Annotated in this window: 25 protein-coding genes; 14 read left to right on the forward strand and 11 right to left on the reverse strand. The window is 69.7% G+C overall.

The window, feature by feature from the left end; genetic code table 11:
- Positions 1-56 precede the first annotated feature (56 nt).
- From ACQP2T_RS56395 to ACQP2T_RS56405, 3 genes are all read left to right on the forward strand, one after another.
- On the forward strand, positions 57-548 hold the full coding sequence (locus ACQP2T_RS56395) for a helix-turn-helix domain-containing protein (protein WP_358205386.1): 492 nt from the start codon (positions 57-59) through the stop codon (positions 546-548).
- Positions 549-551: 3 nt separating this feature from the next.
- Complete coding sequence (locus ACQP2T_RS56400; protein WP_433512943.1) at positions 552-980, forward strand: hypothetical protein; 429 nt, start codon at positions 552-554, stop codon at positions 978-980.
- Between the two features lie 118 nt (positions 981-1,098).
- On the forward strand, positions 1,099-1,467 hold the full coding sequence (locus ACQP2T_RS56405) for a DUF2516 family protein (RefSeq protein WP_433512944.1): 369 nt from the start codon (positions 1,099-1,101) through the stop codon (positions 1,465-1,467).
- On the opposite strand, the gene ACQP2T_RS56410 is transcribed toward ACQP2T_RS56405, so the two are convergent.
- Complete coding sequence (locus tag ACQP2T_RS56410) at positions 1,452-2,021, reverse strand: SGNH/GDSL hydrolase family protein (protein ID WP_433512945.1); 570 nt, start codon at positions 2,019-2,021, stop codon at positions 1,452-1,454. The two genes, ACQP2T_RS56405 and ACQP2T_RS56410, sit on opposite strands and share 16 nt — an antisense overlap.
- 195 nt (positions 2,022-2,216) lie before the next feature.
- On the opposite strand from ACQP2T_RS56410, the gene ACQP2T_RS56415 reads away from it, so the two are divergent.
- Positions 2,217-2,951 (forward strand): alanyl-tRNA editing protein, encoded by a 735-nt coding sequence (locus ACQP2T_RS56415; protein WP_433512946.1) that lies wholly within the window; start codon positions 2,217-2,219, stop codon positions 2,949-2,951.
- On the opposite strand, the gene ACQP2T_RS56420 is transcribed toward ACQP2T_RS56415, so the two are convergent.
- Positions 2,952-3,926, reverse strand: coding sequence for a TetR/AcrR family transcriptional regulator C-terminal domain-containing protein (locus ACQP2T_RS56420; RefSeq protein WP_433512947.1), 975 nt, complete (start codon positions 3,924-3,926; stop codon positions 2,952-2,954).
- A 113-nt stretch (positions 3,927-4,039) separates the two neighbouring features.
- Here ACQP2T_RS56420 and ACQP2T_RS56425 point away from each other — a divergent pair, with 113 nt between their 5' ends.
- Positions 4,040-5,134 (forward strand): FAD-dependent monooxygenase, encoded by a 1,095-nt coding sequence (locus tag ACQP2T_RS56425; RefSeq protein WP_433512948.1) that lies wholly within the window; start codon positions 4,040-4,042, stop codon positions 5,132-5,134.
- 46 nt (positions 5,135-5,180) lie between these two features.
- Positions 5,181-6,788 carry a DUF2207 domain-containing protein gene (locus tag ACQP2T_RS56430; RefSeq protein ID WP_433512949.1) on the forward strand — a complete coding sequence of 536 codons (1,608 nt, stop codon included), beginning with the start codon at positions 5,181-5,183 and terminating at the stop codon, positions 6,786-6,788.
- Positions 6,789-6,792: 4 nt separating this feature from the next.
- Here the strand turns inward: ACQP2T_RS56430 and ACQP2T_RS56435 are convergent, their stop codons facing one another.
- Complete coding sequence (locus ACQP2T_RS56435) at positions 6,793-7,701, reverse strand: asparaginase (protein WP_433512950.1); 909 nt, start codon at positions 7,699-7,701, stop codon at positions 6,793-6,795.
- A gap of 60 nt (positions 7,702-7,761) precedes the next feature.
- On the opposite strand from ACQP2T_RS56435, the gene dtd reads away from it, so the two are divergent.
- Positions 7,762-8,187 (forward strand): D-aminoacyl-tRNA deacylase, encoded by a 426-nt coding sequence (dtd, locus tag ACQP2T_RS56440; RefSeq protein ID WP_433512951.1) that lies wholly within the window; start codon positions 7,762-7,764, stop codon positions 8,185-8,187.
- Between the two features lie 28 nt (positions 8,188-8,215).
- Here dtd and ACQP2T_RS56445 read toward each other — a convergent pair whose 3' ends face one another.
- The 4 genes from ACQP2T_RS56445 to ACQP2T_RS56460 form a co-directional block, all read right to left on the reverse strand.
- The gene (locus ACQP2T_RS56445; protein WP_433512952.1) at positions 8,216-9,154 is read right to left on the reverse strand and encodes a YgfZ/GcvT domain-containing protein; all 939 of its coding nucleotides are present in this window, start codon (positions 9,152-9,154) and stop codon (positions 8,216-8,218) included.
- A 44-nt stretch (positions 9,155-9,198) separates the two neighbouring features.
- Positions 9,199-9,612, reverse strand: a complete 414-nt coding sequence (locus tag ACQP2T_RS56450; RefSeq protein WP_433512953.1) for a Fur family transcriptional regulator — start codon at positions 9,610-9,612, stop codon at positions 9,199-9,201.
- Between the two features lie 637 nt (positions 9,613-10,249).
- Positions 10,250-10,546: a DUF2470 domain-containing protein gene (locus tag ACQP2T_RS56455; protein WP_433512954.1), complete on the reverse strand. Its 297-nt coding sequence runs from the start codon at positions 10,544-10,546 to the stop codon at positions 10,250-10,252.
- Positions 10,547-10,551: 5 nt separating this feature from the next.
- Positions 10,552-11,052: an FABP family protein gene (locus ACQP2T_RS56460; protein ID WP_357958097.1), complete on the reverse strand. Its 501-nt coding sequence runs from the start codon at positions 11,050-11,052 to the stop codon at positions 10,552-10,554.
- A gap of 66 nt (positions 11,053-11,118) precedes the next feature.
- Here ACQP2T_RS56460 and ACQP2T_RS56465 point away from each other — a divergent pair, with 66 nt between their 5' ends.
- The 3 genes from ACQP2T_RS56465 to ACQP2T_RS56475 all read left to right on the forward strand — a co-directional run bounded on the left by ACQP2T_RS56465 (position 11,119) and on the right by ACQP2T_RS56475 (position 13,324).
- Positions 11,119-11,481 carry a DsrE family protein gene (locus ACQP2T_RS56465; RefSeq protein ID WP_433512955.1) on the forward strand — a complete coding sequence of 121 codons (363 nt, stop codon included), beginning with the start codon at positions 11,119-11,121 and terminating at the stop codon, positions 11,479-11,481.
- A 107-nt stretch (positions 11,482-11,588) separates the two neighbouring features.
- Complete coding sequence (locus ACQP2T_RS56470; protein ID WP_433519967.1) at positions 11,589-11,993, forward strand: YciI family protein; 405 nt, start codon at positions 11,589-11,591, stop codon at positions 11,991-11,993.
- A gap of 47 nt (positions 11,994-12,040) precedes the next feature.
- The gene (locus ACQP2T_RS56475) at positions 12,041-13,324 is read left to right on the forward strand and encodes an RNA polymerase sigma factor (RefSeq protein ID WP_433512956.1); all 1,284 of its coding nucleotides are present in this window, start codon (positions 12,041-12,043) and stop codon (positions 13,322-13,324) included.
- Between the two features lie 142 nt (positions 13,325-13,466).
- On the opposite strand, the gene ACQP2T_RS56480 is transcribed toward ACQP2T_RS56475, so the two are convergent.
- Together ACQP2T_RS56480 and ACQP2T_RS56485 are read right to left on the reverse strand one after the other, a co-directional pair.
- Positions 13,467-14,180, reverse strand: coding sequence for a type 1 glutamine amidotransferase (locus tag ACQP2T_RS56480; RefSeq protein WP_225294286.1), 714 nt, complete (start codon positions 14,178-14,180; stop codon positions 13,467-13,469).
- Complete coding sequence (locus ACQP2T_RS56485; RefSeq protein WP_357958104.1) at positions 14,170-15,399, reverse strand: MurT ligase domain-containing protein; 1,230 nt, start codon at positions 15,397-15,399, stop codon at positions 14,170-14,172. The genes ACQP2T_RS56480 and ACQP2T_RS56485 overlap by 11 nt, the downstream gene beginning before the upstream one ends.
- A gap of 169 nt (positions 15,400-15,568) precedes the next feature.
- Here ACQP2T_RS56485 and ACQP2T_RS56490 point away from each other — a divergent pair, with 169 nt between their 5' ends.
- The 3 genes from ACQP2T_RS56490 to ACQP2T_RS56500 all read left to right on the forward strand — a co-directional run bounded on the left by ACQP2T_RS56490 (position 15,569) and on the right by ACQP2T_RS56500 (position 17,534).
- Positions 15,569-15,991: a YjdF family protein gene (locus tag ACQP2T_RS56490; protein WP_433512957.1), complete on the forward strand. Its 423-nt coding sequence runs from the start codon at positions 15,569-15,571 to the stop codon at positions 15,989-15,991.
- 116 nt (positions 15,992-16,107) lie between these two features.
- Positions 16,108-16,644 carry a SigE family RNA polymerase sigma factor gene (locus ACQP2T_RS56495; RefSeq protein WP_433512958.1) on the forward strand — a complete coding sequence of 179 codons (537 nt, stop codon included), beginning with the start codon at positions 16,108-16,110 and terminating at the stop codon, positions 16,642-16,644.
- Positions 16,645-16,667: 23 nt separating this feature from the next.
- Entirely contained in the window at positions 16,668-17,534 is an 867-nt protein-coding gene (locus ACQP2T_RS56500; protein ID WP_433512959.1) for a hypothetical protein, read from the forward strand.
- 31 nt (positions 17,535-17,565) lie between these two features.
- On the opposite strand, the gene ACQP2T_RS56505 is transcribed toward ACQP2T_RS56500, so the two are convergent.
- Positions 17,566-17,838 carry a hypothetical protein gene (locus tag ACQP2T_RS56505; RefSeq protein ID WP_433512960.1) on the reverse strand — a complete coding sequence of 91 codons (273 nt, stop codon included), beginning with the start codon at positions 17,836-17,838 and terminating at the stop codon, positions 17,566-17,568.
- Positions 17,839-18,247: 409 nt separating this feature from the next.
- Here ACQP2T_RS56505 and ACQP2T_RS56510 point away from each other — a divergent pair, with 409 nt between their 5' ends.
- Positions 18,248-20,437 (forward strand): hypothetical protein, encoded by a 2,190-nt coding sequence (locus tag ACQP2T_RS56510; protein ID WP_433512961.1) that lies wholly within the window; start codon positions 18,248-18,250, stop codon positions 20,435-20,437.
- A gap of 18 nt (positions 20,438-20,455) precedes the next feature.
- Here ACQP2T_RS56510 and ACQP2T_RS56515 read toward each other — a convergent pair whose 3' ends face one another.
- Positions 20,456-21,901: an alpha/beta hydrolase gene (locus ACQP2T_RS56515; protein ID WP_433512962.1), complete on the reverse strand. Its 1,446-nt coding sequence runs from the start codon at positions 21,899-21,901 to the stop codon at positions 20,456-20,458.
- Positions 21,902-21,932 lie beyond the last annotated feature (31 nt).

The following is a 21,932-nucleotide window of genomic DNA, read 5'->3' on the forward strand; positions in this document are numbered from 1 at the left end:
TTGCTGGCGTTAGCTTTGCGTTTGCAATTGCAAGCACTCTGGGGCACACTAGAGGCATGGCACTACCGAAGGTCGGCTCGATCGGCGAATACATCCGCGAGCAGCGGCAGCAGGCGAAGATCTCGCTGCGCCAGCTCGCGGCGGCAGCGGGGGTGTCCAACCCCTACCTCAGCCAGATCGAGCGCGGTCTGCGTAAGCCGAGCGCGGAGATTCTCAACCAGATCGCCAAGGGTCTGCACATTTCATCGCAAGCGCTCTATGTGCAGGCGGGCCTGATCGAGGATCGCGAGCCGCCGAGTGATGTCATCACCGCGATTCGCGCCGACGCGAACCTGAGCGGGCGGCAACGCCAGGTGCTCATCGATATCTACGAGTCGTTTCGCAAAGAGAAGCGTGCCGAAGACGAGCAGACCTCCCAGAACGCTCATCTCCGGCACGACTCCGAATCGGACGACGAGCCGCTGCCCGAGGAATATCTCGCCGCGCTTGAGCCTTTCGCGGCGTCCACCGGCAATGGCACCGCCAACCAGGAAACCAAGGAAGGTTAACCCATGACGCTGGCCACTGAGGTCAAGAAGCTCACCGACTCCAAGCCTTTCTACGCCGTGGCAGGTGCGGGCGACTACGCGGTGGAGAAGCTGCGGGAGCTGCCCGAGCGGCTGCTGAAGCTGGAGTCCCGCCGCGCCGAGATCGCCAAGGACCTGCCCGGGAAGGCCCGCACCTACGCCGACAAGGCCGAGGGCTTCGCCAGGGAGTTCCCCGAGAAGGCACGCACGTACGCCGACCAGCTGACCGTGCTGGCCACCGAGGTCTACGAGGACTTCGCCACCCGCGGGCGCAAGGTCGTCAGCAAGACGACCGGCGAGGCCGCGCTGGAGCTGGAGGAGGTGTCGGAGGCCGCCGAGCCGGCCGTCGCCGCCCCCGTCAAGAAGCCCCGCACCACCAAGACCACCACCAAGGCCACCACGCCCAAGGCCTGACACCACGCCGGAAGCCCGTCTCCGCCCGGAGACGGGCTTTCCGCTTCGGGGGTGCCCGTTTGTCGGGAGCGCCTACTAGGCTGGGGCCGTTTCATCGCGAGCGTTGGGCGGGACTCACATGGAAATTGTCAACGGCGGCTTGAATCTTCTCTTCCTGCTGCTCGCGGTCGGCATCTTCGGCATGTCGGGCTACGCGCTGGTGCACGCGGCGCGGGTGCCGGCCAACGCGTTCGTGTCGGCCGGCAAGCTGCAGAAAAACCTCTGGCTGATCATCCTGATCCTGGCCACGCTGTTCTCCGCCGCGGGCGCGTGGTCCTACTACCAGGCCTTCATGTTCCTTGGGGGCAGAGAGTTCCTCGGGATCGGGCTGGGGTTCTTCTCGATCATCGCCGTCATCGCGGCGACGGTCTACGTCGTCGACGTCAAGCCCGCCGTCAAGGGCATGGGCGGGCGCGGCGGCAACAACGGCCCCTACGGACCTTGGTGATCCTTCCCGGGTAGGCGGCCGATGGCCTCCGCCAGCCATTGGCCCAGGTGGAAGTGGCCCTCGGCGGTCGGATGGATGCCGTCGGGGAGCAGCTGGCCGGGCGGGGTGCCGGTGATCCGCTGCTCGGCGAGCGGGTCCAGGAAGGGGACTGCTTCCTGCTGGGCCAGGCCCGACAGTGCGTCACGCAGCCGATAGGCCTTGCGTGGGGTGTCGTGCAGCCAGATAGGGCCGATCATGAGGATCCGGGTTCGCGGCCAGTGGGTCCGCGCCTCGGAGATGAGGCTCGCCGCCGCTCGCCGTACGCTCGTCGGCGACCAAGGGCTGTCGTTGTGGCCGCCTGAGATGATCAGCATGTCGGGGGCGGGGCGCCAGGCCAGCTCGGCCTCGAACGACTCCTGGAACGTACGCCCGACGCGGCCCTGGTTGAGATAGCCGGTGCCGCCCGCGCCCGCGATGACCGGTTGCCAGCCGAGCAGGCGGGCCGACTCGGCGGCGTAGGTCCGCCAGGGCGGCACCGGGCCGGAGCCGACGGTGAAGCTGTCGCCGACGAACATCACGACAGGCGCGGCCGGCTCGCTCCGCGGCAGGGGCGACTCAGAATGAAGCTGCGCCGGACTCGGCCAAGGCTCACCAGCCCCATCACCACATCCCGCTATTGCACAACAAATCCCCAATATCGCGACAGCCGGTGCGATCAGGGCTCGATCCAGCAGGCCGCGCATAACCACCTCGGGGATTAAGCTGCCGACATGACTCATGACCTCCACGGGCGGACAGAACGGCTCGAATTGTCGGATCAGGACCTGCGCGACTTCGAGGCCGTCGTCCTTGACTCCACACCCGACGGAATCGTGCTGAGCAAGTCGGCATTCTATCCGGGCGGAGGCGGCCAGCCGGCGGATCACGGAGTTCTGCTCTGGCAGGGGGTGGAAACTCGGATCGTCGGAGTACGCAAAGGCGATGATCTGCAGCTAATTCCGGCAGAGGGCGATCCGGTCCCGCCGGTCGGCACGGTCGTTCAGGGGGCGGTGGCCGACGCGCGGCGTTCCGCCCTGATGCGTACCCACTCAGGGCTGCACGTCCTGTGCGGCGTCGTCTTCCGCGACTACGGCTCGCTGGTGACGGGCGGCAACATGGACGAGCTGAGCGCGCGGATGGACTTCAACCTGCCGGAGCTGCCGCCGGGCTTCAAGGAGGCGGTCGAGGACGCGTGCAACGCCGAGATCGTCGCCGACCGGCGCATTGACGTACGGGTGCTGCCGCGCAAGGAGGCGTTCGACATCCCGGACATCATCCGGACGGCGACCAACCTGGTGCCGGCGCATGTGGAGGACGTCAGGATCGTCGACATCGTCGGGCTGGACACCCAGGCCGACGGCGGCACGCATGTCGCCTCGACGAAGCAGATCGGGCGCATCAAGGTCGCCAAGATCGAGAGCAAGGGCCGCGGCTTCCGCCGCCTCCGCATCGCGATCTCGGACTGATCACGACCCGGCTCGGCCCGCGCCTTCGATGATCCCGGCCAGCCCGTCGAGCAGCGATCGCAGACCGAACTCGAAGAGCCGGTCGAGGTCGAAGTCGAAGTCGCCTCCCATCCGTCGGATGACGTCGACGAACGTGGGATAGGCGCCCGAGGTGACGATGGCCGTCAGCCGCGCGTCCTGGGCTCGCATCCATTCGTCGTCGGTGAGGCCGGTCTCGGCCTGCGCCTGGGACTCCAGCTCGAAGTTGGCGGCGATCCCCTCGACGTAGCTGTACAGCAGGATGTGCACGTGCATCATGCTCTCCGGGTCGAGGCCGTGGCCGTCGACCGCCGCCAGCGCCCATTCGGCGTGCTTGAGCAGGCTTGGTGACGGCAGCGGCCGGCTCAGCGAGGTGATCCGGGTGAGCCACGGGTGCCGCCGGTAGGCCGCCCACTGCACGCGGGCCGCCACTTCCAGCCGGGCCCGCCAGCCCGGCGGCGGCTCGGCGGGGAGCGGGAATTCGCCCAACACCTGGTCGATCATCAGCTCGACCAGGTCGTCCTTGCTGCCCACGTGGCGGTAGAGCGACATCGTGGCCACGCCGAGCCGGCCCGCGACGCCGCGCATGGACAGCGCGGGCAGCCCCTCGGCGTCGGCGATCTCGACGGCGGTCCGCACGACACGCTCCCGCGTCAGATCACTCGCGGGGTCTCGCGTCAGCTCCCGGCCAGGGCCGTCGGAGTCGCCGTGCGGGCGCCGTGGTGACCGGGCCGACGATCCGGCGACGACCGTGCCGACGCGCGACTCGGCCACGACCACGCCTTCCTGCGCGAGCCGGGCCAGCGCCTTGGCGGCCGTCGCCAGGGCCACGTCCCAGTCCCTCGCCAACTGCCTGGTGGAGGGCACCCGCTCCCCGGCCCCCAACTCACCGTCCGCTATGCGGCGCTTGATGTCGTCGACGATCCGCACGTACGGCGGCACCGCTTCCACAGCCACTCGGCCTCCTCCACCCCTGTACTAGTACAGAGATTAGCAGAACCCCTGTTGCAAACCCTGTCTGTACGCCGTACATTCACCTCGTACAGCGTCAACAAAGGGAGCAGCCTCCAATGAATGTCCTCATCTCCGGCGCCAGCATCGGCGGACCCGTCCTGGCCTACTGGCTGCGCGAGCACGGCTTCGACGTGACCGTCGTCGAACGCGCCCCCGCCCCCCGCCGAGGCGGCCAGGCGATCGACATCCGGGGAGCCGCCCTGGAGGTGGCCGCGCGCATGGGCATCCTGGAGCAGGCCCGTGCCATGAAGACCGACATGCGCGGCATGTCGATGGTCGACGGCGACGGCAACGAACTGATGCGCACCACCGAGGAGACGATCAGCGGCGGCCGGCTGGACAGCCCCGACATCGAGATCATGCGCGACGACCTGACCGCCCTCGTCATCGCCGCCTCGGGCAACGGCGTCGAATACCTCTATGGCGACTCGATCGCGGCGCTCAACCAGGACGGCCAGGGGGTCCAGGTGACGTTCGAGAGCGGCGGGCCGCGGCGCTTCGACTACGTGGTCGGCGCCGACGGCCTGCACTCGAACGTACGCGGGCTGGTGTTCGGCGCGGAGTCGCAATTCATTCACCACCTGGGCATGTATGTGGCGATCTACAGCGCCGATAACTTCCTCGACCTGGACCGCTGGCAGGTGTGGCACCGCGAGGGCGACGCCGGGTTCGGCCTCTACACGGCCCCCGGCAACGCCTCGATCCGGGTCAACATCGGCTTTGGCGGCGAGGACGTCGCCTACGACTACCGCGACGTCGAGCAGCAGAAGCGGCTCATCCAGGAGCGCTGCTCGGGGCTGGGCTGGGAGACTCCCCGGCTGCTGAAGGCGATGTGGGCGGCCGACGACTTCTACTTCGACGCGATGGCGCAGATCCGGATGGAGCGCTGGTCCGAGGGCCGGGTGACGCTGGTCGGCGACGCCGGCTACTGCGCCTCGCCGCTGTCGGGCCAGGGCACCAGCCTGGCGATGGTGGGCGCGTACGTACTGGCCCAGGAGCTGTCCAGGGACCCGCAGGGCGCGTTCGACCGCTATGAGGCGCGGATGCGGCCGTTCGCCGAGCTCAACCAGGCCCTCGCCCTGGAGAACCCCGGCCAGGGCGCGGCTCCGGAGAGCGTCCAGCGGGCCGCCAACGGCATCGCGCTCGATTGATCCCGCCTGCCCGTACAAGGTGTACGAACCGCTACGATGTGCCGCCATGACGGGTATCAGGCGCACGCTGGCCATACTGGGGGCCGTCGCTCTGTCGCTGACCGCCGCCCCCGCCATGGCGACGGCCGGAATCACCGACGAGGTGACCATGAGCCTCGCCAAGAACGGCACACTGCACGTGGTCGAGAAGATCAGCGGCGGCTCGGGGGAGCTCAAGCGGACGTTCCTCACCAGGACCCGCTTCGACGACGACAACGACCGGCTGTACCAGATCTCGAACGTCAAGGGCGGCACGCTCGCCGGCGACGTGCTGACCATGAAGGGGCCCGGGACCGTCGAGTACGACGTCAAGGGGGCCGTGACGCCCGCGGGTGCCATCGAGGAGCTGCGCTGGTTCGCGGTGAACGGCTGGAGCCAGCCGGTCACCAAGGCGACGGTCAAGGTGAGCGGCCCCGGCCAGGTGCAGAACCTGTCGTGCTTCGCCGGTGAGCTGACCTCGGCCATCGGCTGTACGTCCGCCTCCATGGACCACGGCGCCACCGAGGCCGCCTTCGAGCAGCAGAACGTGGGCCCTGGCCAGGCACTGACCGTGGTCGTCGGCTACGCCAAGGGCTCCACCAGCGGCACGCCTATCCTGGAGCGGCGCTTCTCGCTGGCGAGCGCGTTCACGCTGAACGGCGTCACCGGCGGCGCGCTCGCCGCCCTGCTGGTCCTCCTGCTCGGCGGCGTCGGCCTGCTCTACTGGACGCGCGGACGCGACTCCAGGGCCGCAGGCCACGAGCGCAACTCGGTCGCCCCCGTGCAGAACGGGCACTTCTCCCCGCCCGACGGAGTCCGGCCCGGCCAAATCGGCACACTCGTGGACGAACAGGCCGACGTGGTCGACGTGACCGCGACGATCGTGGACCTCGCGGTCCGCGGTTACCTGCGCATCGACGAGCAGCCGCGGCAGACCTACGACGCGCCCGACTGGACGCTGGTCAGGCTGCCGAACGCGCCGGTCAACACGCTGCTGCCGTACGAGCGGGCGCTGTACGACGCCATCTTCGACGGGCGCGACATGGTGCTGCTGTCTCAGATGTCCGGTTCGTTCGCCAGTCACCTGGGCAAGGTCCGCGACGCCCTCTACGCCGACGTGGTGACGCAGGGCTGGTTCGCCCGCCGTCCCGACACCGAGCGGACCCGCTGGACAGTCGTCGGCGTGCTGCTCATCGGCGTGGGCCTGCTGGCCACGGTGGCGCTCGCCTGGTTCACCACGTACGGCCTGCTGGGCCTGGCGCTGATCATCGCCGGCGGCGCCCTGGCGGTCGGCGGCCAGTACATGCCCGCCAAGACCGCCAAGGGCTCGGCCGCGCTGGCGCACACGATGGGTTTCCGCGAGTACCTGTTCTCCGGCGACCTCGGCGAGGTGCCCGAACAGCACCGGGTGGAGCTGTTCTCCCGCTATCTCCCGTACGCGGTGATCTTCGATGGCGTGGAGCACTGGTCCCGGGTCGTCGCCTCGGTCACCGGCAACGGGCCCCAGTCCGACAACCTGTACTGGTATCACGGCCCGGCCGAGTGGGATCTGTCCAAGTTCGCCGGGTCGATGCGTACGTTCACCACGACGACCTCAGGCGCCATCTCGGCCAGCCGCCAGTTCCGCACTCTCTAGAGGCTCAGCGGAGGCGCAGTTCGCCCACGGCGCGTCCGCCGCCCATCAGCGGCGGGCGGGCCATCGTGTCCAGCTCCGGGGCGTCCAGGCCGAGCGAGCGCAGCGCCGTCACCGTGGCGGGCGTGCGGGCCCGCTGCGCGCCGTCCTCGACCTTGACGGTGCCCGCCCGCCCGTCCTCGAACACGAACGCGTTGAACCCCTCCGCGCCCACCTTGACCATCAGCCCCGGCAGGGCCCGCATCAGCTCGGCCTCCGGCCTGATCGTGCCGGACGTCCACTCCGGATACGCGCGCATGGTGTCGAAGATCCGCCGCTCGTACGAGCCCGCCTCCCCCAGAGCCAGCGCGCGGAAGGCCCGTGTCACGCCCACCATCGAGACGAAGAACAGCGGCGCGCCGCACCCGTCCACCCCCGAGGCCGCGACCCGCTCGCCCGTCAGCTCCTCCACCGTGCGGCGGATCATCCGTTGCAGCGGATGCGTCGGCTCCAGGTAGGTGGCGAGCGGCCAGTCGTTCAGCACACAGGTGGCAAGCATGGCGGCGTGCTTGCCCGAGCAGTTCATGTAGACGCGGCCCAGGTCGGTCGCCGCCCGGTCGGAGGGGTAGTCCTCGGGGCAGAGCAGCGCCGACTCCGTCAGCCCGGCCTCCGCCAGGATCTTCCGCACGCCGTCCACGTGGTACGGCTCACCGGAGTGGGAGGCGCAGGCCAGCGCGAGGAGTTCGCCGTCGAGCGCGAGCCCGGCGCGGAGCATGCCGACCGCCTGGAACGGCTTCATGGCCGAGCGCGGCGAGGCCGGCACGTGCACCGCGCCGTGCACCGCGACCGGATCGCCCGCGGCGTCCACGGTGAGCATGCGCACGTGATGGGTCGACTCCACGAACCCGGACCGGACAACCTCGACAACCAGCGACATTCGCCTCCCCTTTCGGCATGAGTCTACGAAGCCTTTTGACCTGGGCCAGAATGAGGTCTTATGCGAGCAGTCGTACAGCGAGTCAGCACCGCGTCCGTGGTGGTCGACGGGGTGACCGTCGGAGCGATCGACGAGCCGGGCCTGCTCGTGCTGGTCGGCGTCACGCACTCGGACACCCGCGCCGAGGCGCGCAAGCTCGCCGCCAAGCTCTGGGGGCTGCGCGTCCTGCATGGCGAGAAGTCCTGCTCCGACGTGTCGGCGCCGCTCCTGGTGATCAGCCAGTTCACCCTCTACGGCGACGCCCGCAAGGGCAGGCGGCCCACCTGGCAGGCCGCCGCTCCAGGACCGGTCGCCGAGCCGCTGGTGGACGCCGTGGTGGACGAACTCCGGGCGCTGGGAGCCCACGTGGAGACGGGCCGGTTCGGCGCGGACATGAAGGTGTCCCTGGTCAACGACGGGCCGATCACGCTCGTGGTGGACGTGTGAATATAGTCCCCGCGCGGAGGCGTCCGGTTCAGCGGAGGCGGCGGCGCATCGCCGGGTCGATGGTGACGTTGCGGCCCGCGTCCGGGGGCACGATGACCTCTTGGGCGGCGGCGACGCCGCCCGCGAGCAGGGGCGCGTCGACCGGCACCGTCCGCTTGACCATGGCCAGCGCGATCGGGCCCAGCTCGTGGTGGCGGGCGGCGGAGCCGACGACGCCCACCTCCTGGCTCTCGAAGATCACCGGCGCCCCGTGCGCCGGCAGCGTGTCGACGCTGCCGTCAAGGTGCAGGAACACCAGCCGTCGCGGCGGATGCCCCAGATTGTGGACGCGGGCGACCGTCTCCTGCCCCCGGTAGCAGCCCTTGGTGAGGTGTACGGCGGTGCCGATCCAGCCCACTTCGTGCGGGATCGTCTTGTGGTCGGTGTCGAAACCGAGCCGGGGCCGGTGCCCCTCGATGCGGAGCGCCTCGTACGCCCAGAGCCCGGCCAGCGGCTTGCCCAGATGGTCGGGCAGCTCGGCGCGCGGCACCAGGAAGTCCTCGGTCGCGGACGAGAGCACCGCCAGGTCGTCGGCGCGCGAGACCTCGACGCGGAGCATGAACCGCATCCGGTCGAGGTAGGCGACCAGGCTGTCGGCGGTGCCCGGCTCGACGTGCGCCAGCACGGCCTCGCCGTCGTCGACCAGCGTCAGGTGGTGCAGGACCCGGCCCTGGAGATCGAGGTCGAGCGTCTGCGTCCACTCGCCGGGCGCCAGCGTGTCGAGCTTCTGCGAGGTCAGGTCGTTGAGCCATTTCAGCCGGTCGGCTCCGGAGACGCGGACCACCTCGCGGTTGCTGCGGTCGACCACCGCCTCGCCCTTGACGAGCGCCCGTTGTTCGGCGAACAGGTCACCGTAGTGGGCGGCCACGTCGGAGTCGGGGCCGTCGGCGGGAACGGCACCGGGGAGATCGAGCAGAGGGCTGCGCATGCCTTCCAGGTTATCGGCAGTCGCGGCGGTGCCCGAAGACGGTGCTATCGGCACTTGCTGCAGCGGCCGAAGACGGTCAGGTGGCGTACGTCGGCCACGAAGCCCAGCTCGCTGTCCAGCCCCTTGACCAGCCCGTCCGCGAGCTCAGGACGCACTTCGCCGACCTCGCCGCAGCCCCGGCAGACCAGGTGCAGATGGTCGGCGTCCGCCGCCAGGTGGTAGGTGGGAGCGCCGTGGCTCAGATGGGTGTGGGTGACCATGCCGAGCTCTTCGAGCAGCTCCAGCGTGCGGTAGACGGTCGAGATGTTGACGCCACGGGCAGTCTCGCGCACCTTGACGGAGATCTCTTCCGGCGTGGCGTGCTCAAGCGACTTGACCGCCTCCAGCACGAGCTGTCGCTGAGGGGTCACCCGGTAGCCCTTGGCGCGGAGTTCCTCGTGCCACTGCGTCTCCGTCATGTCCCGAGTCTACCGAGATGCGGGTCAGTGCTCCCGTCTTCAGGCGGGGATGTGTAGGCCCGCCCGGGAGTGCCCTCTGGGGCGAACGTGCAGCGACCGGAACTGTTTGCGACGGCCCAGTCACTTACGGTAAGGTTTCGTTGATCGAGCTGGCAAGCGATAACCAAGCTGGCGGTGAGATCGCTTCCTGGATTCATCGGTACGACGAGGCCGCCGGACGGGCGGTGACAGGACGTGGAGACTTGCCGGTGGGCGGGTCAGTGAAGCGTCAAGCATCCCGTTCCACAGCTCGTGCTGCTTGCGCGGCATGGACTGCTGCGTAAGCAGCACGGGAATCCTCGCCTCGGCGAGGAGCACGTCAAGACCGAGTATTAATCACTTGCCCCCTCCGCGACCGAGCGCATAGCTTCTGGAGTACGCCGAAAGGAGGTGGTCCAAACAATGGTGATTCATAGTTGGACTAGCGAGGTGGTTGTCCGCTAACGACGCGGACTGTTGTCTCGCGTCTGCTTGGCGAATACGAGGCAACCACCGGGGCCCCTGGCAGTCGGAGGGCGGGGATGGTTTTCCTGTCCATGGTCCATCCGACCCGTTCGACCACGAGCGGAACGCCGCCTGGGGCCCTTTTTCATGCCCTCTAGTGCGCGCCGCGAGGCGGGATGCCCAGCTTGTCGCAGGCTTCGCGATAGAGGCGGACGACCGCCATACGCACCTGGGGGCGCTCGGTCAGCGTCTCTCCCCACGGCACCCTGACCAGCTCGCCGCCGTCGATCGTGAACTCGATCGCCTCGGCGTCGACCCCGCTGGTGGCCGCCGTCGTCGCGGCGGGCCGGTCGCCCAGCCCGCGCACGATGATCAGCGCGTCGCCCGAGTGGTCGTCGTTCATGTGCCGCTTGATCGCCTCGACCGCCTCGGCGGTGAACGGGGTGCTCATATGGATCAAGCTACCTTCTTGAGCTCCGCCGACATGTGCGACGTGAGCGGGTGCCCGACCGCCGCCATGTCATAGGCCCACATGAGGTTGCCCTTGACCAGCCCGTACAGGCGGGTGGCCGCGGTGTATTCCTTGGCCGAGGCGGTGCGCGCCACCACGTCGGTGCGCAGCTCGATCTTGTGGAAGACGACCTCGCCGATGTAGATCTCCACGATGCCGGTCGGATGGGCCAGCAGCACCTCGAGCTGCCGGTCGGGCTGCGGCCGCCAGTAGCCGGACTCGGTGGCGAGCGGCCTGACCCGGTTGCCGTCCTCGTCGAGCAGCCAGGTGCGGCTCACGTATGACAGGAACGGCTTGCCGTTGTGGCTGAACTCGATCTCCTGACCGAAGTTGAAGCTCTCGATCGTCGGATATCCCCCGACACCGGCGCCCTCCCAGCGGCCGATCAGGAACGCGATGTGCTCCAGATCGGGATGCACGGGCACCTGGACCTCAGCATCTTCCATGGCACCAAACTGTACTGGCCGCCCGCGGTGAAGGCGCCCTGCGGGAAGGGGGCTAGGGTGACGAACATGGCACGATCACTGGTGATCAAGGTGACCGCCGGCGCCGAGGCCCCGGAGCGCTGCAACCAGGCGTTCACGGTCGCGGCCGCCGCGCTGGCGAGCGGTGTTCCGGTCTCTCTCTGGCTGACCGGCGAGTCCTCCTGGTTCGCGGTGCCGGGCAGGGCCAAGGAGTTCAACCTGGCCCACGCCGCTCCGCTCACGGACCTGCTGGACGCCGTTCTGGCGAGCGGCCGGGTGACGGTGTGCACGCAGTGCGCGGCTCGGCGAGACCTCACGGTCGACGATCTCATCGAGGGCGTCCGCATCGCCGGCGCCTCCACCTTCGTCGAGGAGGCCGTGGCGGAGGGCGCGCAGGCTCTCGTGTACTGACCGCGAAAAACCTCCGGCTCGCGTGTCCGGGGTGGCGCGGTGGTTCCGACGTCTCTGGTGTACGGCACCGGGAGCGGTGCCGGCCGAGAGGAGAGATCGTGAAGTACATGATCATGATGAGCGGCACCCAGCGCGACTACGACAATCTGTCCGGAAAGCCCGGTAACCCGGTCTGGTCCGGGGAGGACGTCGCGGCGCTGCACGCCTTCATGGAGGCGTGGAACAACGCCCTGGTCGAGTCCGGGGAGTTCGTGGACGCCCAGGGACTGAGCGCGCCCGTGCTCGCCAGGAGGGTCGAGCTGAAGGACGGGGTTCCGGTCGTGACCGACGGGCCCTACTCCGAGACGCAGGAGGTCCTGGCCGGTTACACGATCGTCGAGTGCGAGAGCTTCGACCGGGCCACCGAGATCGCCGCGCAACTGGCCGACACTCCCCACCCCGCGAACGCGACCCTGATCCACGACTGGCACGTGGACGTACGGCCGATCGTCGGAGGCTACGAGGAGCTGTGACGGCGGCGAGGTCCTGTTGTGACCGGCGGCAAGGCTGAGGAGCCGCTGTGACCGGGGGCCAGATCGAGGACCTGCTGCGCGGGCTGGCGCCGCAGGTTCTCGGCGCGCTGGTACGTCGCTACGGGCACTTCGCCACGGCCGAGGACGCGACGCAGGAGGCGCTGCTCGCGGCCGCCCTCCAGTGGCCCGGGGAGGGCCTGCCGGACAACCCACGCGGCTGGCTGATCACCGTCGCCGCACGCCGGCTGACCGACCTGCTGCGCGGCGAGCAGGCCCGCCGGCACCGCGAGGACACCGTCTCGCGCTGGACACTGCCCGACCAGTGGCTGGCCCCCGCCGCGGACCGGCCGGCGGCGGAGTCCGACGACACGCTCATCCTGCTGTTCATGTGCTGTCACCCCTCACTGTCGCCCGCGTCGCAGATCGCGCTCACCCTGCGGGCCGTCGGCGGCCTGACGACCGCGGAGATCGCCAGGGCGTTCCTGGTCCCGGAAGCGACCATGACCCGGCGCATCACCAGGGCCAAACACCGCATCAAGGAGAGCGGCCTCCCCTTCGGCATGCCCTCCGGCCAGGACCGCGCGGAACGGCTCGCGGCCGTCCTGCACGTCCTCTACCTGATCTTCAACGAGGGCTACGCCAGCACCTCGGGCCCGGCCCTCCACCGCGCCGAGCTGACCACCGAGGCGATCCGCCTGACCCGCCTGGTCAACCGCCTGCTGCCGGACGACTCCGAGGTGGCGGGCCTGCTGGCCCTCATGCTTCTCACCGACGCCCGCAGACCGGCGCGTACGGGCCCGGACGGCTCCCTCATCCCCATGGCCGAACAAGACCGAACCCTCTGGAACCCGGCCTACATCACCGAAGGCATAGCCCTCGTCGCCGGAGCCCTCCCCCGCGGCCCGACCGGCCCCTACCAGCTCCAGGCGGCCATTGCCGCCCTGCACGACGAGGCGCCGACCGCGGCGGCGACCGACTGGCCCCAGATCAAGGCCCTGTACGGGGTGCTGATGCGGCTCTCCGACAACCCGGTGGTGAGGCTCAACCACACGGTCGCGGCCGCCATGGTCGACGGCCCGGAAGCAGGGCTGGCCCTGCTCGAAAAGCTGGCACACGACGTCCGAATAGCCGAAGACCACCGGCTGCACGCGGTGCGGGCCCACCTGCTGGAGATGTCCGGCGACCACCAGGCGGCCCGTGCGTCCTACGAGGCGGCGGCACAGCGAACGAGCAGCCTCCAGCAGCAGCGCTACCTGCACGCCAAGGCTGGCGCACTGACCACGCGGACGGCAAGGAGCTTGACCACGCGGGCGGCTAAGAAGACGTCGTAACGGCGCCCGGCCCTGTGCGGGCTCAGCGGCCGTATCCCTGGAGGCGCCCAGCCATGGTCGGCGACTGGGGCCCACCGTGCTGTGCCGTAAAGACGACTGCTTGTAAGTCGACCACCAGCTTGTAAGTCGACCACCAGCGAAATTAGCTGCCGAGTACGGCGGCCAGACGCTCTCGCCGGAGCTGCTCGTAGCGGGTGTCGTCGAGCGGGGCCAGGTCGCCCGCGCGCCAGGAGAGCAGCAGGTCGGCGAGCGCCGGGTTGCGCGCCAGCGCCGGCCCGTGCAGGTAGGTCCCGACGATGTGCCCCGCGTAACACCCCTCGAAGCCGTCGCCGTTGCCCACTCCCACGGTCGTCCGGGACAGCGCCTTGACGCCCGGACCCAGGCGGGTGACTCCCATGTGGTTCTCGAAGCCGGTCAGCGTCGGCAGCCCCAGCTCGGCGTCCACCTCGGCGACCAGCTCGCCGACCGCCCGGGCGGGGCCGCGCGAGCTGGCGATGTCGAGCACGCCGATGCCGTCGACCGGCTGGCCCTCCTCGCCGCCGAACGTACTGCCCATGATCTGATAACCGGCGCAGACCGCGAGCATCGCCGCGCCCCGCGCGATGGCGCGGTGCAGGCCACCGTCCTTGCGCAGCCGCTCCGCCGCGAGGATCTGCGGGCGGTCCTCGCCGCCGCCGATGAGGTAGATGTCGCCACTCTCCGGCACCGGGTCGGCCGAGCGCACGTAGATGGTCTCGGTCTCGATCCCCCTGCGCTGGGCGCGCTGCTCCAGGACGAGCACGTTGCCCTGGTCACCGTACGTGCTCAGCAGGTCAGGATAGATCCAGACGATGCGAAGGGCGCTGTCAGACGGCACGACCGAACTCCGATCGGATCTGCTGGAAGGCGGTGTAGTTGGCGATCACGTCGACCCGGCCCGGCGGCTGCATGGCCAGCGCCTCGGTGAAGCTGCCGCAGAGCGAGAACGGCACGTCGGCCACGTCGAGCCGGAGCGCCAGGTCCAGCCGCCGCTCACCGGTGACGAACACCGGGCGGCCGCGCAGGATCCGGTAGTCGACGTCCCACAGCCAGGAGGTGTCACGCCCGTCGGGTCCCTGCGCGTTGACCGAGAGGATGATCGGCTGCTGGGGGTCGGAGACGTCGAACGCCTCCAGCCAGCCCGCCGGGTTCTTGGCCAGCAGCAGCCGCGCGTGGCGGCCGTCGCGCTCGACGGTGGTGTAGCGGCCCGCGACCGAGGTGACCTCGCGCAGCCGGGGCAGCGCCCGCTCGACCGAAAGGCCGAACGCCTCGGCCACCGCCAGCGCCATCGCGGCGTTGGACCGGTTGGCCAGGCCGGGCAGCTGGATGTCGAGCAGCCACCGCTGCCCGCGCGGATCGACCACCGCGTCGTCGTCGAGCACCCACTGCGGCTCCGGCCGGTGGAACGTGCACTCGCGGCACGCCCAGTCGGCGTCCTTGCGATCGAGCGGCCCGCCGCACTCCGGGCAGCACCAGGAGTCTTCCTTCCAACGCTGGCCGCCGGCGACCCAGGTCACCTTGGCCGCGGTCGAGGCGCCCCAGGTGACGAGCGGGTCGTCGCAGTTGGCGATGACGTGCGTCGGCTTGCCGGACAGCGCCCTGCGCCACTTCTGCGCGAGCAGCCAGATCTCGGCCGCGCGGTCCATCTGGTCGCGGCTGAGGTTCATCAGGCAGACGACGCCGGCGCCGGTGGTGTCGAGCACCTCGGGCAGGTATTTCTCGTCGACCTCCAGCACGCCGTAGGGGGCGTCCTTGTGCGTGGAGAGCGCCGAGACGTGACCGGCGGGCATGTTGGCGCCGAACGCGTTGGTGGCCACCTCCCCCAGCTCCAGCAGCGCCGAGGTGATCAGCCGGGTCGTGGTGGTCTTACCGTTGGTCGCGCTGACCAGGGCCAGCCTGCGGTCACGGGCGAGCTGCCGGAGCAGGTCGGGCTCGAGCATCAGGCCGACCCGACCGCCGATCACCGAGCCGTCGCCGCGCCCCGTCATCCTCGACAGCGTGGCGGCACTGCGGCCCAGGGCGCTCGCGAGCTGAGCCCGCAGTGGAAGCTGGGTCATGGCACAGAATCCTAGTCGGCGTTGGGCGTTACTCTGGTGGGGCACACGAAAACGCGGCCCGGTTCGGTAGCCCGGGCGACGCTTCTCGTATCCGCCCTTCCAGGGATGTCCGGTGTGCCGGAAGCGGCCTCGTCAGGCCGTCGTTCGGCATACCCGCTGGAGGGCAACCATGGTGACGCTGTCGGTCTATCTCGACGGCTCGTTCTGGGTCGGCGTGCTGGAGATCGTCGAGGACGGCGAGCTGCGGGCCACCCGCTGCACATTCGGCGCCGAGCCGACCGATCCCGAACTGTACGAGCATCTGATGCGGCACGGCCTGGCGCTGCTGGCCCAGGCGTCGGCCGCGCCACCCGTTCCCGCCGGTTCCCGGGGCGGCGGGCGGGTCAATCCCAAGCGGGCCGCCAAGCTGGCCGCGCGGGCGGCGGCTCGGGTCTCTTCGAGGAGTACGGCCGCACAGGAGGCCATGCGGCTGGAGCTGGAGAGCCGCAAGCAGGAGGCCACCGGCGACCGCAAGGACCGCCGCGAGGCGCTGGCCCGGCACAAACGCGAGGTCGCCCACCGCAAACGCGCCGAACGCCGCCGCGGGCATTGAGCCTCGTCATCACCTCTCGGGAGATTTCCACGTACTTCTGGTCAACCTTGGACGGAGCTCAGGGAGTGTCAGGGGCGGCCTTCACCGACGGCCTTTCACCGACGAGAGGAGACCGGATGGACGCGGATCTCGTGAACCCGGATTTCGTGGACTTCGTCCGGCGCCGAGGAGATCACCATCTGAGGACAGCGGTCCTCCTCACCGGGGATTGGCACACGGCCGAGGATCTGGTGCAGTCCTGTCTCGGCAAGTTGTACCGGGCGTGGCATCGGCTGGACACCAGCTCTGAGCCCGATGCCTACCTGCGCCGCATCCTGGTCAACACCTACCGATCGTGGTGGCGGGCCCGGTGGCGCCGTGAGATCCCGCGCGCCGACCTGCCCGATCTGCCCGGTCCCAGTGACTTGGGGGAGGCTCGGGCGGTCGCTGAAGACGTACGGAACGCGCTGGCGAAGCTGCCGGTCAGGCAGCGCACCGCCTTGGTGCTGCGCTTCTTCGCAGACTTACCCGAAACGGAAGTCGCCGATCTGATGGGCTGCTCGACAGGGACGGTCAAAACCCACACACATCGCGGTCTGCAGGCGATGCGGCGGCTGATCTCACCGGACATGGTGGTCAACCGGGCCGAGGCCGAAGGGAGTGGGATCCGGTGAGAAACCGACACGAGGAGCCGTCCATGAACGAGAAAGACCTCCGCGCACTGCTCGTCAAAGCCACCGAGGATCGACCGGCGGGCATCGACCTGATGCCGACGGCGCCGAAGATGGCCGGGATGCCGAAGCGCCGCCCGTTCCGGGTTCTGGTGCCGATCGCCGGGGTGGGCATCGCCACAGCGGTGAGTGCGATCGTGCTGGGCCTGCCCACGAACCAGCCTTCGGCTCAGGCCCAGGTGGCCGCCGCCGTCGAGAACACCAGCCAGGAGAGCTACCGAATCCACAGCACCAGCGGCCTCAAGACGTTCGATGGCGCCTTCGACCCGGTCCAGCGCGTGGGCGTCATCACGAGGGCCGGAGACGAGGCCGAAACCCGGTTCGTCGGCGATCTGATGTACGTCCGGGAGCATCGCGGGGCGAAGTGGATGGTCTCTCCGCGTGTCGAGCCGGAGTTGAGGCGCGCGCCGGCGGTCGTCGCCCTGGTCAAGCTCGCCCCGCTGGACCCCCAGGAGGCGCTGCAGCGACTCCGTTCGGCCACTGACGTCCGCGAGAACGGCTCCGTCTCCGGCCAGGGCTGGACCGGGCAGCGGTTCACGTACTCGCTGAAGGACACGGGCGGGTTCGACCCCAAGGGTGACGCGGTCAAGCCGCAGGAGGTCACAGGAGCCGTGAACGTGGACGATCAGGGACGGGTCCGGCGTCTGGAAGTCGTCTTCAGCGACACCGGCCAGCGGAACGTCACGGACTTCGGCGATTTCGGCACCCCGGTCACGGTCACGGCCCCACCCGCCGACCGAGTGGAGCAACTGCCGACCGACCAGAGCGACAAGGGCGTCAAGGACGGCAAGGGCGTCAAGCCGAGCGAGGAGCCGAGCGTCAAGAACTCCTGACGGCCATCGCACTCATGAGCGCACGTGCGGCCTATGAGCGCACGTGCGCTCTGAACCGCTCGTGGGCGGCCTGCTTGGAGATGCCCATCGCCACTCCCACCTCCGCCCAGGAGGCGCCCGCCTCCCGAGCCCCGGCGACGGCCTGATCGAGCAGGGCACGCTGCCAGCTCTCCACTTGGGACAGCAGGGTGAGAGCGGCAAGAGGACGCTCGGCCGCGAGCCTCACGATCTGCTCGCTCAGCATGTGCGACTTGATCAGCAACTCACGGGGTGGCGCCGCGGCGAACAGTGGTGGGGCATGCATACTCCACCACCGGCCCTCCGCCTCCTTCGCCCCCGCCTGCGTGGCCGCGAACCGACGCCCGTCAGTCCACCCACAGGAACATACGGCCTGGTAGCCGATGAAGTCTTTGGTGAAAGCGCTGGCGGACTGGGCCAACTCCCCGTTGGGAAGCACCGGCGCGGCATAGCCCTCGTGATCGGGAATCTCAGGAAATTTCATCGTCATAATCGTCAAGATACCCTGACACGACCCGGCAATCACAAGAACAACGTCAAATCCTGACAACACAACCCGCGCCAACCACCGCCAGCGGACAGAGATCGTGCGATCACGACTCACCTACGTCCGCTTGGCCCGCCGCCACCGGCCCGACCAGGGCGTTCTCGCCCCCGCACGGACATCGGTGGGCGATGATGTTCAGGTGCGGAGAGTGACCAGGACGCGACGCTCGGTGTGGCGATGGGTGAGCTGCGCGGCCTTTCTGATCGCCGTGGCCGCCGTGCTCGTGTTCTTCTATCTCGGTCCGCCCGATCGGCTGCAGAAGGCCGACAGCCTCGCCAGCGTCGGCAGCCTGTTGTTCAGTGGAGTCTCGCTGCTGGTGTCCGTGGCCGCTCTGAGGTGGGGGGTCGCCGCACCTCGGCACGACGGCGCCGCGGACGAGACCCGGTCGCTGGATCCGTGGGTGGCCAGGCTCGCGGCGAGGGTACGCGACCAGTGGACCGAGGAGGCGGCGGTGCGGACGCTGGGCCGGCCGGATCCGCTGCAGTTGCGCTGGTCGTCCTCGGGCCGTCCCGGTGCCTCCCCGATCGCGGTGCTGGGCAAGGGGACGATACCGGGGCGGCCCACGCGTCTGCGGCTGCACGGCGATCTGAGCGACGTGGTGACGAAGTTCCGGATGCTCCCGCGCAAGCAACTGATGGTCCTGGGAGAGCACGCGGCCGGCAAGACCGTGCTGGCGCTGCTGTTCACCCTCGGCATGCTCCGAACCCGCGAGGCGGCCGAGCCGGTGCCCGTCCTGCTGACCGCGTCCTCATGGGACCCGGCCCGGGAACGGCTCGACGTCTGGTTCGCCAGGCGGCTGCGTGAGGAATATCCGTTTCTGGCGGACCGGGACGTCCACGGCACCGACGTGGCATGGCGGCTGGTCCACTACGCACGGGTGATGCTGGTCCTCGATGGTTTGGACGAGATGCCGGGCAGACTGCACGCGACAGCGATCAAAGCGATCAATCGAGCCGCCAACGACGAGCGCCCGCTGGTGATCACCTGTCGCGGCGCCGAGTACGCCGCCGCGGTCGCGGCGGAGGGCCAGCCGCTCGCCCACGCGGCGGTCGTGGAGATCGAACCGGTCAAGCCCGAGGACGCCGTCGGCCACCTGCGCGACGCCCTTCCCACCGGCGACGATCGCTGGGGACCGATGTTCGATCATCTCCTCGCCTGCCCTGACGGTCCGCTGGCCCGATCGCTGTCGTCTCCGCTGATGGTCTCCCTCACACGCTCCGCGTACGCGCCTGCTGGCACCGACCCGTCCGACCTGCTCGACCTCGGCAGGTTCCCGGACCGCTCCGCGATCGAACACCACCTGCTCGACGCGTTCCTTCCCACGGTCTATCCGGCGCGTTCGCTGCCGCCGCCGGACCGTCCCGGATCCCCCGCGACACCCATCCGCGCGTACGAGCACGACCAGGCTCGGGCCTGGCTCGCGCACCTCGCCCGGCATCTGAGAGCACTCGGCACCCGTGATCTCGGCTGGTGGGAGCTGCACCGGACCCTCCCCCGGGGCGGTTTCGAGCTCATGGCCGGCCTTGCCGCCGGACTGACGGCGGGGCCGGTGATCGGGCTGGTGGCGGGGCTCGTGTTCGGGCGATCGTTCCTGACCGTCGCCGGGTGCGGGACCGGGCTCGGCGTCGGAGTCGGGGCGGCGCTGGTGTCCGGGTTCGGGAGAAGGCCGTCGCCTTCCCGGGTCCGGCTCCCGATCAAGGGCCGCCGCCGCCAGGTCCTCCAGGGAGTCCTCGTGGGGGTGGCCGTCGGGGTGTTCTCCGGCCTGGTGTTCGGGGTGGTCTTCTGGTTCATGACGGGCGGCTCGGGCATCGGGCTCATGGCCGGCGTGGTGGCCGGAGTCACCGGAGGGATCGGCGTCGGGCTGGGCGCTGGCCTGACCGCGCCGGTCGGGCCCGAGGAGAACATCAGCCCCCGCTCGCTCCTCGACCTGGACCGCGCCACCGCGCTGACCCAGGCGTTCGGCGGCGGGCTCGGCGCGGGGCTGATGGTCGGCGTCGCGGCGGCCCTGCTCGCCCATCCCGCGGCCAGGCTGGGCGCCGCGCTGGTGGCCGGCGCAGGGGTGGGCATCGGGGTGACCCTGATCGCGGTGAGCAGCACCGCGTGGGGGCGGTGGATGCTGATCCGCGCCTGGCTGGTGTTCAGGAGGAAACTGCCCTGGCGGGTGATGGATTTCCTGGACCATGCCCACCGTCACGGCGTGCTCCGGCAGGTGGGCGGCAGTTATCAGTTCCGCCACGCCCGTCTGCAAGATCACCTGATCGACTTCCCGGCGATCGGCGGAGACCGGGATTTCGCGGCCGGTCTCCGCTCGACCGGCATCGATCCATGCCCTGGTTGATCAGCTCCGCGTGCCGGTTCAGCGGCAGATCGTGCCGGGCGCGGGGAGCGTCCCGGAGACCAGGTAGCGGTCGATGCTCGCGGTCGCGCACGCGTTGCGCAGATATGCGGTGTGCCCGTCGCCGTCGGAGGTCAGCACCCGCGACCCCTTGATGCCCTTGGCCAGGCTCTCGGCCCAGGCGAGCGGCGTCGCGGGATCATGCGTGTTCCCGACCAGCAGCACGGGCGGCGCCTTGGTGATGTGCACCGGCCGCTGCGGGTTGGACGGCTGGGCGGGCCATCCCACGCATCCGGTCGTCATGTCCCAGAACTCCGACGTACCGCGCATGTGCGGGGCCCTGCGCGCGATGTCGCGGGCCCGCGCTCTGAGCTCCGGGAAGCCGCTGATCTCCGGCTTGATGTCCTGGCAGAGGATCGCCCGATAGGCCGAGGTCGTCGCGGGGTTGTCCAGAGCCTCGGCCCGGATCTGCCCGAAGGTGACCGCGTCGCCCCGCTCCGCCTCGACGATGCCCCTGGCCAGGCCGCCGTAGAAGTCGGGGGCGATCGTGAGCATCGCGTACGCGCTGTAACGCAGCTCCTCCGCCGTCAGAGGACGCCCACCGGCCACCGGGATCGGCGTCTTCTCCGCCCCGCGCACCAGCGCGTCCCACACCTGCGCCACGGGCCGGTTGTGCAGCGCGCATTCCGTCGTCCGCTCGCACCACCCGGCGAACCTCCCGAACGCGTCCTCCACCGCCGACGCGGCATCCCGCACCATCTCGCGCGAGCTCATCCCATGATCGACGACCCCGTCCAGAGCCATCGCCCGCAGCCGGTCGGGGAACCGCCGCGCGTACTCGGTCCCCAGCATGCTCCCGTAGGAGCGGCCCAGGTAACTGACCCGCTCCTCGCCCAGCGCGGCGCGTACCGCGTCGAAGTCTCGTGCCACACTCCCGGTGTCCACGTACTGGATCATCGGCCCGCAGCTCTCGCCCACGGCCCGGTTGTGCGCGACGAGCCGGTCGTACTCCTCGCGCGTCGCCGGGAACTGCGTGACCGCCGGATCATGCACCGCCTTCCCACACAGGAGTTGCCCGCTGCCCCCGACCCCGCGCGGGTCGATCCCGACCACGTCGAACCGTTCGCGCAACTCCGGCGAGAAGAACTGCGGCGCCCAGTCCCGCACCAGATCGGCCGCGCCCGTCCCGGGACCGCCCGGGTTGTAGAACAGCACCCCGATCCGTTCGCCGGTGGCCTTCCGCCGCGTCACGTTCAGCGAGATCGCCGGCCCGTCCGGCTTCGCCCAGTCCATCGGCACGGCGACCGTGCCGCACTCGGCCCCGGGCTCGGTTCCGCAGGCCTGCCAGGCGATCGTGCCCGTGCTGCCCACGCCGGCTGCTCCGATTGTGCTGGCGGCAGCGGCAGGAACCGCTGGAGCTACTGCCGCGATCAGCAGCAGGCTCGTGATGAGGGGTGTCCATTTCATGATCCAGATCATTCTCGGATCACCAGACGCC

It is taken from the genome of Nonomuraea sp. CA-143628 (assembly GCF_050942315.1).
Classification (GTDB): Bacteria; Actinomycetota; Actinomycetes; order Streptosporangiales; family Streptosporangiaceae; genus Nonomuraea.